Below are 15,104 nucleotides of genomic sequence, written 5' to 3'. Positions count from 1 at the left end.
CAAGTACCTTCAAAAGGACCCGCAAAATGCCAAAGATGAAGACCAAGTCCGGTGCAAAGAAGCGTTTCAGCTTCACCGCAACCGGTAAGGTGAAGGCCGGCGTTGCCGGCAAGCGCCACCGCCTTATCAGCCACAACGCAAAGTACATCCGCACCAACCGCGGCACCAAGATCCTGTCCAAGGGCGACGAGGGTCTGGTGAAGTGGTACATGCCGTACAACCGCTAAGCTGGAAGGACACTAAAGAATGGCACGCGTAAAAAGAGGCGTCACAGCCCACGCCCGTCACAAGAAGGTCTTGAAGGCCGCCGAAGGTTACTACGGCCGCCGCAAGTCTACTATCCGTATCGCCAAGCAGGCGGTCGAAAAGGCCGGCCAGTACGCTTACCGCGACCGTCGCGTCAAGAAGCGTAACTTCCGCGCTCTGTGGATCCAGCGTATCAACGCAGCAGTGCGTGACTACGGCCTGACCTACAACCGCTTTATCGACGGCCTCAGCAAAGCTGAAGTCGCTGTCGACCGTAAGGTTCTGAGCGATCTCGCGATCACTCAGCCAGAAGCTTTTGCGGCTATCGTCGCTAAGGCCAAGGCAGCTCTGGCGTATCTCGAAACCGTGGATGCAACCACCCACGCTCGCGTTACCGCCTAATCTTCAGCTTAGCTGAGGTCAAAATTGCGCCTTGCGCCACCCGAGAGGGCTGGCGCGGGGCGTTTTGTTTTGGTCTAACCGCCACCAGTACGTTGAACGAGATTATTCATGTCCCTGCAGTCCCAGATCGAAACCCTGCGCAGTGAGATTTCCGCAGCCATTACCGGCGCGGACACAGAAACTGCACTTGATGCCGTGCGCGTCGCAGCCCTGGGCAAGAAAGGGTCTGTTTCGGCCCTACTCGCCACTCTCGGCTCGATGGACCCCGAAGACCGTAAAGCCGCTGGCCCGGCTATCAACGGGCTCAAGAATGATGTGGCGAGCCTTATCGACGCGCGCAGCATTTCCCTCAAGAGCGCAGCGCTAGAAGCGCGCCTCACGGCGGAGACGCTCGATGTCACCCTGCCCTTGCAGCCTGCCCCAACCGCCAAGGGCCGCATTCACCCGATTTCGCAGACCATTGACGAAATCACTGCGATTTTCTCGGACATGGGTTTTTCCGTAGCCGAAGGTCCCGATATCGAGACCGATTATTACAACTTCACCGCGCTGAACTTCCCTGAAGGCCACCCGGCGCGCGAAATGCACGACACCTTCTTCATGAAGCCCGGTCCGAACGGGGAAAAGAAGGTTCTGCGCACCCACACCTCGCCGGTGCAGGTTCGCGTCATGCAGAAGACCAATGATAAGCCATCGGCGTCCTATCTGACCCCACCACAGGATCCGCCGATCCGCGTGGTTATTCCGGGCCGCACCTATCGTAACGACAGCGACCAGACCCACACCCCGATGTTCCATCAGGTGGAAGGTCTCGTCATCGACAAGTCGAGCCACATCGGCCAGCTGCGCTGGGTGCTCGAAGAATTCCTCAAAGCCTTCTTTGAAGTGCCGAACGTCACCTTGCGCTTCCGCCCAAGCTTCTTCCCGTTCACTGAGCCGTCGATGGAAGTTGACGTGCAGTGCGATCGCTCGGGCGCCGAAGTAAAGATCGGCGAAGGCAATGACTGGCTCGAAATTCTGGGTTGCGGCATGGTTCACCCGAACGTGCTCGAACACGCTGGCCTTGATCCAAGCGTCTATCAGGGCTTTGCCTTTGGCGTCGGCATCGACCGTCTCGCTATGCTGAAATATGGCATGCCGGACCTGCGTGCGTTCTTCGACGCTGACCAGCGTTGGATTGAACACTATGGCTTCCGTCCGCTCGACCTGCCGACATTGTTCGGCGGCCTGAGCAACTGAGCCTGACCCCAGATTCCTGAAAGCAGAATAGCAAAATGAAGTTCACTCTCGACTGGCTCAAGGAACACCTCGACACCAATGCTTCGCCGGAAGATATCGGCAAGGCATTGACCATGATTGGTCTCGAGGTCGAAGGCATTGAAAGCCAGGGTAAGGCGCTCGAAAAGTTTGTGGTCGCGCATGTGGTGGAAGCCAAAGCGCACCCGAACTCGGACCACCTCAATATCTGTAAAGTTGACGCGGGCACGGGCGAGTTGATCGACGTGGTCTGTGGCGCTCCAAACTGCCGCACCGGTTTGAAGACCGTGTTTGCCGCGCCGGGCACCTATATTCCGGGCAAAGATTTTGAGCTCAAGGGTGGCGTTGTCATCCGTGGCGCGCCGTCTAACGGCATGCTGTGCTCGGCTGCAGAACTGGAACTGTCGGACGAGAACGACGGCATTATCGAGCTGCCCGAAGACGCGCCAATCGGCCAGAAATATGTCGATTTCGCAGGCATCAATGGCGTGGTCTTTGACATTTCCATCACCCCAAACCGCGGCGACGCGACCGGCGTTTATGGCGTGGCGCGCGATCTGGCGGCCTTCGGTCTGGGGACGCTGAAGTCCACCGACTTTTCGCCAGTCCCTTCCAAGGGTCCAAGCCCGATTGCACCGCTCGCGCATGACTTCGCTGACGGCGCGCCAAAGGCGATCCGCAAGTTTGCTGGCCGCTACATCGCCAACGTCAAAAATGGCCCTTCGCCAGAGTGGCTGCAGGCGCGTTTGCGCGCTGTTGGTCTGCGCCCGATCAACACTATCGTTGATATCACCAACCTTGTTTCGCTGGGTTGGGGTCGTCCGCTGCACGCCTATGACGCCGACAAGGTTGAGGGCACCATGGTGCTGCGCAATGCCCGTGGCGAAGAGTTCGACGCACTCGACAACAAGATTTACACGCTCGACGAAACCATGACGGTTATCGCCGACGACAAGGGCCCACTGTGCCTTGGTGGCATTATGGGTGGCATCCGTTCGGGTGTGACCGAAGACACCACCAATATCATCATGGAATGCGCCAGCTGGGACGCAGACCTGATTGCTCAGGGTGGTCGCAAAACAGGCATTGTTTCGGACGCGCGCTATCGCCTTGAACGCAATGTTGATCCAGCCCTGACAGAACCAGGCTTGCAGCTGGCAACCCGCCTCGTGCTGGAACTCTGCGGCGGCGACGCCATGGAGCCAGCGATTTCGGGTGAAGATGTGTTCCCGAACACGGTCGTCGAGTTCCCACTCGCGGAAGTTAAGCGCCTCACCGGATTGAATGTTTCTGCAAGCGAGATCGAAGACATTCTCACCCGCCTTGGCTTTGGCGTTGAAGGCGAGGGCAATGTTCGTACGGTGAAGGTGCCAAGCTGGCGCCCAGACGTGACGATGAATGCCGACCTCGTGGAAGAGGTGATGCGCATGGTGGGCGTGGACAATGTTCCCGTCGAACCACTGCCACGCCTCCACCACGTCGCTCCGCGCATTCTAACCACCATTCAGAACCGTCGCCGCATTACGCGTCGCGCTCTGGCATCGCGTGGTCTGGATGAAGCCGTCACTTGGTCATTCATTTCCAATGAATTGGCGACACGCTTTGGTGGTGGCACCGAAGACCGCCAGCTGGCCAATGCGATTGCCTCGGACATGACCGATATGCGTCCGTCCCTGCTGCCAGGCCTGCTCTCGGGTGCGCGTCGCAATGCCAACCGTGGCTTTGGCGATGTGGCGCTGTTTGAAGTGGGTCAGGTGTTCCTGTCCGGTAATCCAGACGGTCAGCATACCTATGCAACGGGCGTCCGCACTGGCACGGCGACACTCAATGGCGCTGGCCGTCATTGGTCCGGAAAGGCCACGGCGGTTTCCGTTTGGGACGCCAAGGCAGACCTCGCGGCGGTGCTCGATGCTCTTGGCGTGGATGTCGACAAGGTTCAGGTGTTGCCAGAAGCTGCCAGCTGGAGCCATCCGGGTCGCGGCGGTCGCTTCGCCCTTGGCCCGAAGGTCACACTTGGTTGGTTCGGTGAACTGCACCCTGCTCTGATTGCTGAGCTTGACCTTGAAGGTCCGGTTGTGGCGTTCGAGATTGACCTCGATGCCATTCCAGAAGCCCGCAAGAAGGCCACGAAGACTAAGCCTGCGCTAACGCTCAGCCAGTTCCAGCCTGTGTCGCGCGACTTTGCTTTCGTGATGGATAAGGCCGTATCGGCTGCGACCATTATCAAGGCTGCCAAGGGCGCGGAAAAGGTACTGATCTCGGACGTGACCATTTTCGACGTCTTTGAAGGCACCCATGTTGGCGAAGGCAAGAAGTCGGTCGCAATCGAAGTGACCTTGCAGCCACGCGACAAGACACTGACTGATGAGGACATCGAAAAGGTGTCGGCAGCGGTCGTGGCGGCGGTTGCCAAAGCCACTGGCGGCGAGTTGCGCAAGTAAGATCTATCGGGGGCGGCTCATGCTAGACCGCCTCCACCCCACCTCCCCCTTCACGCGGGAGAGGAACCTGCCGGGGCCTGCCCGGCTTTTGCATTTGGGAATGACAAAATGTCCCGCACAGACGCCATTTTGGCCCGTTTGAGCCAGCTTCACCCAAAGCTGATCGACCTCAGTCTCGATCGCATGCTGCCCCTGTTGGAGCGCCTCGGAAACCCGCATGAAAAACTGCCTCCGGTTATCCATGTGGCCGGGACCAATGGCAAAGGCTCGACCATTGCCTATCTGCGTGCTTTCCTAGAAGCGGCGGGCAAGACAGTTCACGTCTACAATTCTCCGCATCTCGTGCGGTTCAATGAGCGCATCCGCCTCGCTAGCAAACTGGTTGAGACCCCAGTGCTCGATGCTGCGCTGGAAGAGGTTGAGGCCGTCAACAATGGCGATCCGATCACCTTCTTCGAGGTGACAACTGTCACGGCCTTCAAGCTCTTTGCCGAGACGCCTGCCGACTATCTTCTGCTCGAAGTGGGCATGGGCGGCACCTACGACACCACCAATGTGGTCAAGAACCCATTGGGCACGATCATCACCCCGGTCGATCTCGACCATCAAGGGTTCCTCGGAAATACGATTGGGGAGATTGCTGTAAACAAGGCGGGCATCCTCAAGCGTGGCGCGAAAGCGGTTATCGGTATCCAACAGGCCGATGCCCATGATGTCATAGACCGCGCTGCACGGCGCTTGGGCGTTACCCCGATCTATCAGGGCGAAGAGTTTTATGGGGCCGAGCAGGATGGGCGTTTGGTCTTTGAAGACCAAGACGGGCTCCTTGACTTGCCACCGCCTGCCTTGATCGGACAGCATCAGTTCGAAAATGCTGCGCTGGCCATTGCCGCCGCGCGCCATTTTGGCCTGCCGATTGATGAAGCAGCGTTTGCGCAAGGGCTCCGCAAGGTCACTTGGCCAGCGCGCATGCAGCCGCTGCGTAATGGACACCTGCGCGACCTGCTCTCCCCTAGCCATGAGCTGTGGCTGGATGGCGGGCATAATGCCCATGGTTCGCGAGCTGTAGCCAAGGCTCTCAGCGCCATGCCGAAAAAGCCGCTGGTGCTGGTGCTCGGGATGATGAACACCCGCGCCCCCGAGGACGTGCTGGCGCCCTATATGCCGCTTGAGCCGGTGAAAGTGTTTACGCTCACCATTCCGGGCGAGCCTAATGCGCATTCGGGCGAAGAGATTGCCCGACGCGGCGCAGCCATTGGCGTGCCGACCGAGGCTGTCAGTGACGTAGAAACGGCCTTGAAAGCCGCTGCGGGCATTGAAAACGCCCGCGTGCTGGTGGCTGGATCGCTTTATCTGGCGGGTGACGTTTTGGATAAAAACGGCACCCTGCCCGACTGATATATTTGTACCTCAATATTTGGCCTGGTCGGACCCGCAGAAGGGATCGACCGGGCTCTTGCCCAAGAAGGGCTTTTTGCCCAAGAGGCAATCGAGGACCGCCTGCTGCATATCCTCGTTGGAGGCATAAGCGTTGACGTAGGTTTTAACCCGTGGCGCATCATGCAGATAGAACGGGTAGCCAAGCGACACCATCAGCACCGGCACATCGTGCCAGTAGCGCTTCATCGCGCCAAAAACATTGCCCGTCAGCTCGCGCCAATTGAGGAAAATCCGCTGACGCGTCAGCAGGGTTTCTTCCGCAAGAAGATACAGCACGAGATCAAAATCCTTGATGTTGACCTGCATGTCAGGCGTATATTCGGTGATCTCAAACCCCTGCTCGCGCAAGAGGTCTGGCAAGGATAGCGGCAGTGGCACCGGTGCGAAGGGTTGCACCGCGCCGGTCGAAAAGATCAAAACCCGCTTATGCTTTTCAACCGTCAACGGCAAAAGGTTCGCTGTGTCTTTGACCAGCGTTGGCACTTTGTCATGCGCTGCCTTGGCGACTTCCTTGCTCGACAGCCGCGCTAGGGTGAGCTGCGCGCTGATTGGCTCCAGCGGCTCACGATCTGTCTTGTGAAGGCCCAGTGCGGCCTTGAGCGCCAAGACGCGCGTCACGGCTTCATCAACACGTTCCTGGCTCAAGCGACCATCGGCAACGGCGGCAACGAGATGCATCAAGTCGGCCGTGGGATCGTCGGAAAACAGAATAAGATCGCAGCCAGCAATGATGGATTGCGGAATGATTTCGGAACGCGGGCCCCAGTCACCAAAACCAGCCATAGGCGTGGCGTCGGTGACGATAAGGCCGTTAAAGCCCAGCTTTTCGCGTAGGAGGTGCTGATTGAGCAAAGAGCTTAAAACGGCTGGGCGGTATGCCTCAGCGCCTGCATCTGGGTCATTGGCGAGGACATAGGCGGGAAAAGCGATATGGGCAGACATGACGCTCATGACGCCCGCATCAATGGCGGCGCGATACAGCCGACCGAACTTGTCTTCCCATTCCTCCACGGAGAGCGGGTTTACGGTTGTGACCAGGTGCTGATCGCGGTCATCAAAGCCTTCGCCCGGCCAGTGCTTTACGGTCGCGGCGACGCCACTGGCTTGGAAGGCTGAGATTTCTGCTAGGGCGTGGCGCTCGATCAGATCAACGTCCGAGCCAAATGAGCGCGTGCTGACAATAGCGCTGCGCCAAGCGGCATTGATGTCGAGCAGCGGGGTAAAGCTCCAATTGAGCCCAACAGCATGGGCCTCCTCGGCCATGATGGTGGCAATCGCGGATGTGGTTTCAACATCGTCGATGGCCGCCAGCGCCAGCGGATTTGGCACTTCAGTGCCAAAGGGCAGGCTCATGCGGCTGCCTTCGAGATCGGCGCTGACCAGCATGGGCACAGGGCCAACGCTATTGGCGTCGTTGATCAAGCCAATCTCAGCACTGAGATTGGACGAATAGATTCGCGTGATGCCGGCGGGTTTGAAGGCGCGCAGGCTATCGAGCGCGGCCTCCGGCGCGTCGCGTGACAGCAGAATGAACAGCTGCGCCAGCTTATCGCGCGGGCTTAGGCTGGTCAGCGTTTCTTGCACCCAGGCCTGCGCACCGTCTTCAAGATGGAACGGCGCGGCAGAGAGGTCGATGGCGGCCAAGGCAAATCCCCTGAAGTCTTCTTATTCTGTTTTGTCTTGCTTAGCAGCACCAGAGCAAGGTGGCAAAGGCGAGGCAGATCTTCAAGCAAACAAAAGCACCGCCGGGAAATCCCGACGGCGCAACAAAAAATTTCTGGTCTGTCGATTAAGCGGCGTGGCCTTCGAGCCACTTGGCAAGACCCGCCTTTGGGGTGCCTGCGCCGATCTTCATGTCAGCTGCCTGACCGCCCTTAAACAGGATCATGGTCGGGATCGAGCGAACGCCATACTGAGCCGCAAGGCCCGGGTTTTCGTCGACGTTCAGCTTAACGATCTTTACCTTGCCAGCCAGTTCACTGGAGAGTTCATCAAGGACAGGGGCGATTGCGCGGCACGGTCCGCACCACTCCGCCCAGAAGTCCACGAGTACGGGCTCCTTGGAGTTCAGGACTTCCTCGCCAAAGTTGGCCTCGGAAACAGGATTAGTCATCATGGTGCCTTTAGGTTGAAAGCGGTCGTCTGTTTGCTCTTAAAGCTGGGAAGAGTCCAGCCCAGATACAAGGTCCGGTCAATCGAGCGTGAAATCCTTTGTCGCTTCTGCAAGCCGTTCTGGCGGCAAAATCATTAGGGATTCCAACTGGGTCCAAAGAATACCCGCGCGGACCAAGCGACCGGGGAAAAGCTGCGTTGCAACCAGCGCATATAGGCCCAGCTGAGTGAGATAGGCCGGGGAGACCTTTCCGGGGTCGCTGGGCGCGTTCGTGTCAGATTTGTAATCGATGACAAGGACGCCCTCATCATCGACCACGATGCGATCCATGCGGCCGCGCAAGATGATGGGCTCGCCTTTTTTGATTGCGTTGATCTGGAAGGGCACTTCCGGTCGGCTCGCAGGGCCGAAGAGCGCAGAGAACTCGGGCCGAGAGAGAATGGAAATAGCGCGATCTTGCACGTCCTCAGCATGCTCACCGCCGCCCGGCATCAGCGCATCCAGCGCACGCGGAGCGACCTGTTCCCAGGCCGAACGCTCAACGCGCACAAGGTGCTGCAGCAGAGCGTGGAGCGCGATGCCTGCGCGGCGCGCCGTTTCGGCGTCACGGGCGCGTTCGGCAAGAGTGTCGAGAGCGTGTTCGGCGGGACCATGATCCTCAGCCGATGAAGGGCTGATAATTTTCGGCACGTCCGGCTCTGGAACAGCGGGTAGCACCAGCTCTTGGGCGGCTTTACTCTCAGCCTTACCACCGGGCAGGTAGCGCGGCGCCGAGTGCTGGGGGAAAACATAGGAGAGCGGCTCGTCGTCGTCGCCGCCGACTTTGTGGAGTTCCCCCGCAAGGCCCATTTCGATGGCTTCGTACCAGGAATTGTCGAGCTTTTGCGATGCTGTAAGCGTGCCGGTGACGTAAAGTTCATCTTCGGCGCGGGTCATGGCGACGTAAAGGCGACGCCAATATTCTTCGGCGACCTGCGCGTCGCTGGCGGCTTTAATGTTGAGCGACTCCTCGACATGCTGCGCGGATTGGGAGGCATGGACCAGCAACGGCCCGGGCGCTTCGGCCACGACGTAAAGCGGCTTGCCGGTTTGTTTGCCCGAGGGCTTTGCTGTCGCATCGGCGAGAATAACAATGGGGGCTTCGAGCCCTTTGGAGCCGTGGACGGTCATGACGCGCACGCCTGCGCCGCCTTCGGCCAATTCACGCTTAATAGTGACGGAGCGACGGCGAATGTCGGCAACAAAACCCTGCAAGGAGGGCTGCTCGCTCTGCTCGTGGCTGAGGGCCAATTCCAAAAGCTCGGAGATAACCTCGTCTACTTCCGTACCCAAACGCGCGTGGAAGCGTTTTAGCCCGCCCTCGGCATAGAGTACGCCGGTGAGGAATTCGAAGGGGCGCTCCATATCGAGTTGGCTGCGCCACTTGCCCAACACTTGCTTTACAGCAACAGCCTCCGGCTGTTCGGAGGCAAAGATGGCTGACCAGAGGGTCTGGTTGGCAAGGCGGTCGTGGGCGAAATCGTAGAGCAGCTCTTCGGAGACTTCGAAGAGAGGCGAGCGCAGGAGTGCCGCCAATTGCAGATTGTCGGCCGGGTTGAGCAGCACATCCATCAGCGCCAAAAGATCGAGCACGGCGATGTGGCCGGTGACGGCCAGACGATCAGCGCCGGGGGTCGGTAGGTTTTTGGCGCGCAGAGCGCGGATAACCTCTTGAAAGAAAGCGCCGCGCTTTTGAACGAGGATGAGAACGTCATCGGCGCGAACAGGGCGACCGCGTTCGCCCAAGATGCGGCCAGAATCGATCCACGAGCGGATTTCCTCTGCGATGCGCATGGCGACTTGGCGATTGCCGCTCATCTCTCCGTCCACGGGCTCAAGCGGCCATTCCGTGGTTTCGCGCTCGGTTTTTTGCTCCTGCACCGGAGGCCAAAGCGTGACACTACCGCCTGATTGAATACGGGCCGCGGCGTGACCGATGGGTTCCACCGCCAGCAGCGCGGCGCGGATGTCGTCGCGCGAGCAGACCTTATCGACAGCGTTCAATATGGAGCCGAGGGTGCGAAAACTGGTGTGTAGTTTGACGGCCTGAAAGTTCTTTGAGGCGAGCTGGGCTCGGCGGGCGATTTCGCGACCGGTTTCGCCAAACAGCACAGGCTGAGCGCCTTGGAAGGAGTAGATCGACTGTTTTTGATCGCCAACGGCAAACAGCGAGCGTGGACGCTCGACCGCGCCTTCGCCGGTGAAGAACTCATCGGCCAGAGCACGGACAACGCGCCATTGACGCCCGTTGGTGTCTTGGCTTTCATCGACGAGAATGTGGTCGATGCCTGCGTCGAGCTTATACTGGACCCACGGACCAAGCTCTTTATTGGCAAAGAGCGTGCCGAGTTTTTCGATGAGATCGTCAAAGTCCAGCAGCGAGTGGCGACGCTTTTCGTCTTCATAGCGGGCGTGGATAGCGGCAACGACGTCCAACACCGCTTCGCTACGTTCAACGAGAGCGGATGCCTTGGCTTCTTCTTCGTGAGCGATAATGCGCTCTTGCTCGCGGGAGAGGAGATCGTTGAGACCGGGATTGCCTGTATCATCCGCCTTGAGCAGCAGCTTTTTGCGCGGCTCGCCCGCTTTGGTGAAAAAGGCGCGGCGAAGCTCTTCAGCGGTAAGAGTTTCGGGCGTGAGGCGCGCCAGCACATCCACACACCCGTCGCCTTCAGGCTTAACCGCACAGCGAGAGCGAATCTGGGTCAGTGTGTCGGCGGTGAGAAGCGTGTGGGCTGGAATATCGGCGCGGATCTCGGCAAAGGAGCGGCCCGAAAAACCAGCAATTTTGCGCAACCGCGCCTTCGCCCCAGCGATGTCCGCCAGCACGGGCTCAAGACGCGCCCCTTCGGACAGGGCCACAGCAATGGCTTCGGAAATGGCGTGATCGCTCATCAGCCCAAACAGGCTTTCCACCGCTTGGGCATTTTCCTTGCCGCGCAAGCCATCGGCCATGACGCCTTCGCGGGCCGAGAGAATCATCTGCTCTTGGCGATCGTCTTCGATGACGGCGAAATCGAAGGGCACACCGGCTTCAATGGGGAAGCGGTGCAACACGGCCTCGCAGAAGGCGTGGATGGTGAGGATGCGCAACCCGCCGGGGGTTTCAAGCGCGCGGGCAAAGAGGGTTCGCGCATCGCGCAATTGCTCTTTTGTGGGCGCGCTGCCCGACACGTCGCTGAGAGTCTTATAGAGTGCCTCTTCGCTCGCAACCGCCCAAGCGGCCAGCTCATTGCCGACGCGGCGGCGCATTTCTGCGGCTGCGGCCTTGGTATAGGTGAGGCAGAGAATCGATTGCGGCCGCACGCCCGAGAGCAGCAAGCGCAAGACGCGACGGGTTAGCACGAAGGTTTTGCCCGAGCCCGCATTGGCCTCCACCCAGATGGAATAGGTGGGGTCGGAGGCGCGCGCTTGGCTCGATGTGGTGTCGAAGGGGACGGAAAGTTTGCCGCGATCGCTCATGCCTCATCCTCCCCATCAACCGCGGTCCATTCAGCAACACGGGCCAAGTGATCATAGGTCCCGGCAAAGCGCTGGGTTTTAAGCGGCATGAGGCGGGCGGGAAGCGGAGTTTCGGCCAAAAGGAAATGCTCAATGTGCGACTGCATGCGACGGTTGATCTCGTCGGCCGCCTCCATGAGGCTGGTGTTGGGCGGCAAGGAGAAACCCGAGACTTTAAAGGCGTCGGGGCCGAGGCCGATCTTGATATAGGTGAGGGCCGAGGTGTCGGCAGAAGCGACGCCGCGCATGCCGCCATTGGCACCCATTTCGGCTTCCAATAGAAGCTGCGGGGCCTCATACGCCTTCATTGCCGCACCGGAGGGCGGTGAGCCGGTCTTGAAATCGAGCATTTCGAGCGTGCCGTCATACAGCTCGTCGACGCGGTCGGCCTTGCCGGTGATGAGGAAATCATAAGCCAGTTTGAGCTCAAGCTGCCCTTCGATTTCCGCGTGGCGCTTGCGCACCAGAGGATCGCGTTGCCGCTCGAAGCTGAGGAATTGTTCGGCCGCTGTGGCAAAGCGTCGAAGCCAAATGTCCCGGCGTTCGCCAATGGCGTCGAGATTGGCAAATTCTTCCGCGGCGAGGCGATTGAGGGTTTCGAGCGCGTCGGGCGCAGAAACCTCAAACCCCTCTTGGACAAAGCGGGCAAAGATGGCGTGGATGATGGTGCCGCGTTCGCGCGCGTCGGGCTCTTCGCCCAAAGGATCGAGCTGGCGCAGTTTGAGAACGTGCTTGGCGTAAATGTCATAAGGCGAACGCATCAGCGTTTCGATTTCGGTCACCGAGAGTTTTTGGGTGCGAGGGACAATCGGTGGATTGGGAAGCGGACGCTTGGCGGGGGACACGCTTGTTACAGCGTCGATCGCACGCGATTGGGCTATCCAGAACTGGCCGCGCTCGCGCATGGTCTCAACAGCCGAAGCGCCGATGAACGCGTCCAGACGTTGGACGAGACGCGAGGGCAAAGCAGGGCTGGAGCCGACGCGGTCTGAATAGGATATGATAACGGCGTCACGGCCCATGGCTTGGGCAAAATCGTGCGCGGCAAGACCCTGCATACGCTCGGGCGGCTCCATGCCAGCAGCAAGGCGCATGCCGCGACTGAGCCAAGGGCCCGGATCTGCGGCTGCAGGCCATTTGTCTTCGTTCAGCCCTGCGAGAATAACCAGATCGGGCGCCATGAGGCGGGCTTCAATCTGCCCCCAGATAGAAATATCGCTACGGCGGGCTTCGCGGTTGCGCACTTGATAGCCGGTCATAAGCGCGGAAAGGACTGCATCAAGACCGCGCGGGGCGAAGCGATGTCCCTCTTCCGCCAGCTTTTCCATGTCCGCAGCCCAACGCGCCAATTCATCACGCCCGTGGAGCGGCGCGCCCTGACTGACAGCGGTGACCGCGGCAAAGAGCGCGGCGGCAAGTTGCCCGGCTCCAATCTCGGGCTTGGCAGAAAGGGCATTGAGCCCGGAAATGGCTTTTTCGAGCTTATCGAAAAAGCCGAGAAGCTTTTCGGCCGCGTCTTCGCTGATGCGACGACCACCCGGAACGTCTTGACCCGTCTGCTTTTCGACGGCTTTGCGCAAGCCCGCAACACCGGGGGCGAGGCGTTGACCGCGCAGAATTTTGAGATCGACGATATCGGCGAAAATGGTGATGTCGGCGCGCTCGAGGCCAAAGAGGGCGGAGCGATTGCGCAGGAGCGCCACGAGATCCACGGGAGCGCATTGCCCGGTAACAAGGCTCAAGACCTGACGGGAAAGACGGCCTGCGGGCGATTGGAAGAGCGGCGCGCCTGCGGCGTCGTCGACCTCAATGTCAAAGCGACGCAATTCGGCAGCGATACGGCGCGCAAGGTTTCGGTCGGGCGTGATAATGCCGACTGTTTTGTTGGCGGCCAAGGCGGCGCGACTGGCGAGGGCGACGGAGCGCGCTTCCTCGTCTTCAGTGCGGGCGCGGATGACGGACACAGTGTCAAATGCTGCCGCTATGATGTCGTCGTCGGGGCGTAGGCTCGACCAAAGCGCAGTGTCTTCGGTGAGCGCGAGGGCGTGGTTGACGATGGAGGTGCGGGGGTGATCGACCGCACACAGTTCCACCACATCGCCCACGCCAGCACCAAGGCGGCGCAAAAGGCGGGCGAGGCCATATTGCGGGTGGCCATGGGGATTGCTGTCGGGATTGAGCAGCGCCTCGTGCATCTGCGGGCTCATATCCATGTCGAGGCCGGGGAGCACAACCGCGCCACGCGGCAGACTGCCGATTGCAGCGAGAAGGCGCGCGGTTGCAGCAATCGACCCGGTGGAACCGGCAGCGATGACGGGACGATCCGCATAGACGAGGGTTGAAGCCAGCGCTTGCCGATCAAGGCGCTGACGACGGATTTCCTGCGGATCGGCGCGCCCCGGACCAAGGTGATGTGGCCAGAGGGTCAGGGCGATATTGAGAAACTCTAAGGTTTGCTGCCAGTAATTGCTGACCTCATGCTCCATGCCGTCCTTGATGGCATAGAGATCGGAAGCGGATTTTTCTTCAATTTGCAGGTCGTCAATGACGGTGCCGAGCGAGTCCGACATGGAAAAGATTTCGGCGGCCGTTGGCGGGGTCGAAAAAGCCTGAATGCCCGCCGGGCTATGGGCCCAAGCGGCGACAAGGCGTGACATCACGAGGCGGCGCTCTAGCCCGGTCACACCCTGCGGCATGGGCGGAGCATCATAGGGCGGCAGGAAAGGTTCTTCTTCGGCGTCGTCACCGCCGAAGGTACGAATATCCGGCAGGAGGCCTGCGTAGTCAGGATGCGCAGCAAAACAATCTGCGAGCAGCGCGCGCGCACGTTGGGTCGGGACGACGATGGTGACGTCGGACAGCCAGAAGGGGCCAGAGCGGTCCCAATCGTGCAGCAGCCGACCATCCATCACTGCACCAGCGAGACACTGCAAAAATGGGGTGTGGGGGGCGATCGAAAAGAGCCTCATGCCGAAAGCGCCTTTTCGGCTGCGGCGAGCCCTTCGGCATCGCCGACATGGAACCATGGCGCGTCCAAGGTGACGCCGAGAAGATTTTCCTCGTCGAGGGCACGCTCGAACAAGAGGTTCAAGGAAAACTCGCCGTCAGGCGTGTCAGCGAAGAGGTTTTTGCCCAGAAGGGCCACGCCCGCGTAGATGACAGGAGCGCCGTAATCGAGAGTGATGCGCCCAAACGGGTCGAGACAAAAATCGTGGCTGCGGGAAAAGCCTGAAGCCCGCGAGGGCTGAACGCATAGGAGCACGATTTGATCTTCGTTTTCCCGCTTGGCCTGCATGCGGGCCAATGGCGTATCCGCCCCTTCCGGCCAGAAGGCATCCGTATTCATGACGAAGAACGGATCGGAGTGCAGCATGGGCAGCGCGGCTTTGACGCCGCCACCTGTGCCGAGGAGGGTGTCTTCGCGATTGACCTTCAGCAGGCCGCCAAAATGGGCCAGCACTTGGTCCGCGCGATAATGGGCATTGGCAGCGAAGCGCTTTGCCCCTTCTGCCCGAGCGGTGCCGATGACGCGCTCAATCAAAGGAATACCAGCCACCGGCACAAGCGGCTTTGGGATGGTTTCGGTGATTGGGCGCAGCCGCGTGCCAAGACCGGCGGCAAGCAGCATAACATCGGGGAATCGGGCAGGTTTTTCCATGACTGGA

At 59.9% G+C, this 15,104-nt stretch carries 10 protein-coding genes; 5 read left to right on the top strand and 5 right to left on the bottom strand.

From position 1 onward, the window contains the following. Positions 1–26 precede the first annotated feature (26 nt). The 5 genes from rpmI (at position 27) to H4N61_RS17880 (ending at position 5,744) form a co-directional block, all read left to right on the top strand. A complete protein-coding gene (gene rpmI / locus H4N61_RS17900; RefSeq protein ID WP_046105910.1) occupies positions 27–227 on the top strand; it encodes a 50S ribosomal protein L35 in 201 nt (66 codons plus the stop codon). 19 nt (positions 228–246) lie between these two features. Beyond that, the gene (gene rplT / locus H4N61_RS17895; protein ID WP_169194346.1) at positions 247–648 is read left to right on the top strand and encodes a 50S ribosomal protein L20; all 402 of its coding nucleotides are present in this window, start codon (positions 247–249) and stop codon (positions 646–648) included. A 108-nt stretch (positions 649–756) separates the two neighbouring features. Then, positions 757–1,887 (top strand): phenylalanine--tRNA ligase subunit alpha, encoded by a 1,131-nt coding sequence (gene pheS / locus H4N61_RS17890; RefSeq protein ID WP_182394613.1) that lies wholly within the window; start codon positions 757–759, stop codon positions 1,885–1,887. A 35-nt stretch (positions 1,888–1,922) separates the two neighbouring features. Then, a complete protein-coding gene (pheT, locus tag H4N61_RS17885) occupies positions 1,923–4,346 on the top strand; it encodes a phenylalanine--tRNA ligase subunit beta (protein ID WP_182394612.1) in 2,424 nt (807 codons plus the stop codon). A gap of 108 nt (positions 4,347–4,454) precedes the next feature. Further along, positions 4,455–5,744 (top strand): folylpolyglutamate synthase/dihydrofolate synthase family protein, encoded by a 1,290-nt coding sequence (locus H4N61_RS17880; protein WP_182394611.1) that lies wholly within the window; start codon positions 4,455–4,457, stop codon positions 5,742–5,744. Positions 5,745–5,756: 12 nt separating this feature from the next. Here the strand turns inward: H4N61_RS17880 and H4N61_RS17875 are convergent, their stop codons facing one another. The 5 genes from H4N61_RS17875 to H4N61_RS17855 form a co-directional block, all read right to left on the bottom strand. Next, positions 5,757–7,430, bottom strand: a complete 1,674-nt coding sequence (locus H4N61_RS17875) for a glycoside hydrolase family 3 N-terminal domain-containing protein (protein ID WP_182394610.1) — start codon at positions 7,428–7,430, stop codon at positions 5,757–5,759. A 145-nt stretch (positions 7,431–7,575) separates the two neighbouring features. After that, entirely contained in the window at positions 7,576–7,902 is a 327-nt protein-coding gene (trxA, locus tag H4N61_RS17870) for a thioredoxin (protein WP_169194351.1), read from the bottom strand. 75 nt (positions 7,903–7,977) lie between these two features. After that, positions 7,978–11,400: a double-strand break repair helicase AddA gene (gene addA / locus H4N61_RS17865; RefSeq protein WP_182394609.1), complete on the bottom strand. Its 3,423-nt coding sequence runs from the start codon at positions 11,398–11,400 to the stop codon at positions 7,978–7,980. Beyond that, positions 11,397–14,408 carry a double-strand break repair protein AddB gene (gene addB, locus H4N61_RS17860; protein ID WP_182394608.1) on the bottom strand — a complete coding sequence of 1,004 codons (3,012 nt, stop codon included), beginning with the start codon at positions 14,406–14,408 and terminating at the stop codon, positions 11,397–11,399. The genes addA and addB overlap by 4 nt, the downstream gene beginning before the upstream one ends. Further along, positions 14,405–15,097, bottom strand: a complete 693-nt coding sequence (locus H4N61_RS17855; protein ID WP_182394607.1) for a nucleotidyltransferase family protein — start codon at positions 15,095–15,097, stop codon at positions 14,405–14,407. Before H4N61_RS17855 ends, addB begins: the two co-directional genes overlap by 4 nt. Positions 15,098–15,104 lie beyond the last annotated feature (7 nt).

Source organism: Devosia sp. MC521, assembly GCF_014127105.1.
Lineage (GTDB): Bacteria > Pseudomonadota > Alphaproteobacteria > Rhizobiales > Devosiaceae > Devosia.
Note: the sequence above shows the minus strand (reverse complement) of the source record. Positions and strands in the feature narration are given on the sequence as shown.

What these genes read in the sequence shown, in the direction of transcription:
- rpmI (WP_046105910.1), top strand. Translation starts at nt 27, where the DNA reads ATGCCAAAGATGAAGACCAAGTCCGGTGCAAAGAAGCGTTTCAGCTTC.
- rplT (WP_169194346.1), top strand. Translation starts at nt 247, where the DNA reads ATGGCACGCGTAAAAAGAGGCGTCACAGCCCACGCCCGTCACAAGAAG.
- pheS (WP_182394613.1), top strand. Translation starts at nt 757, where the DNA reads ATGTCCCTGCAGTCCCAGATCGAAACCCTGCGCAGTGAGATTTCCGCA.
- pheT (WP_182394612.1), top strand. Translation starts at nt 1,923, where the DNA reads ATGAAGTTCACTCTCGACTGGCTCAAGGAACACCTCGACACCAATGCT.
- H4N61_RS17880 (WP_182394611.1), top strand. Translation starts at nt 4,455, where the DNA reads ATGTCCCGCACAGACGCCATTTTGGCCCGTTTGAGCCAGCTTCACCCA.
- trxA (WP_169194351.1), bottom strand. Translation starts at nt 7,902, where the DNA reads ATGATGACTAATCCTGTTTCCGAGGCCAACTTTGGCGAGGAAGTCCTG.
- addA (WP_182394609.1), bottom strand. Translation starts at nt 11,400, where the DNA reads ATGAGCGATCGCGGCAAACTTTCCGTCCCCTTCGACACCACATCGAGC.
- addB (WP_182394608.1), bottom strand. Translation starts at nt 14,408, where the DNA reads ATGAGGCTCTTTTCGATCGCCCCCCACACCCCATTTTTGCAGTGTCTC.
- H4N61_RS17855 (WP_182394607.1), bottom strand. Translation starts at nt 15,097, where the DNA reads ATGGAAAAACCTGCCCGATTCCCCGATGTTATGCTGCTTGCCGCCGGT.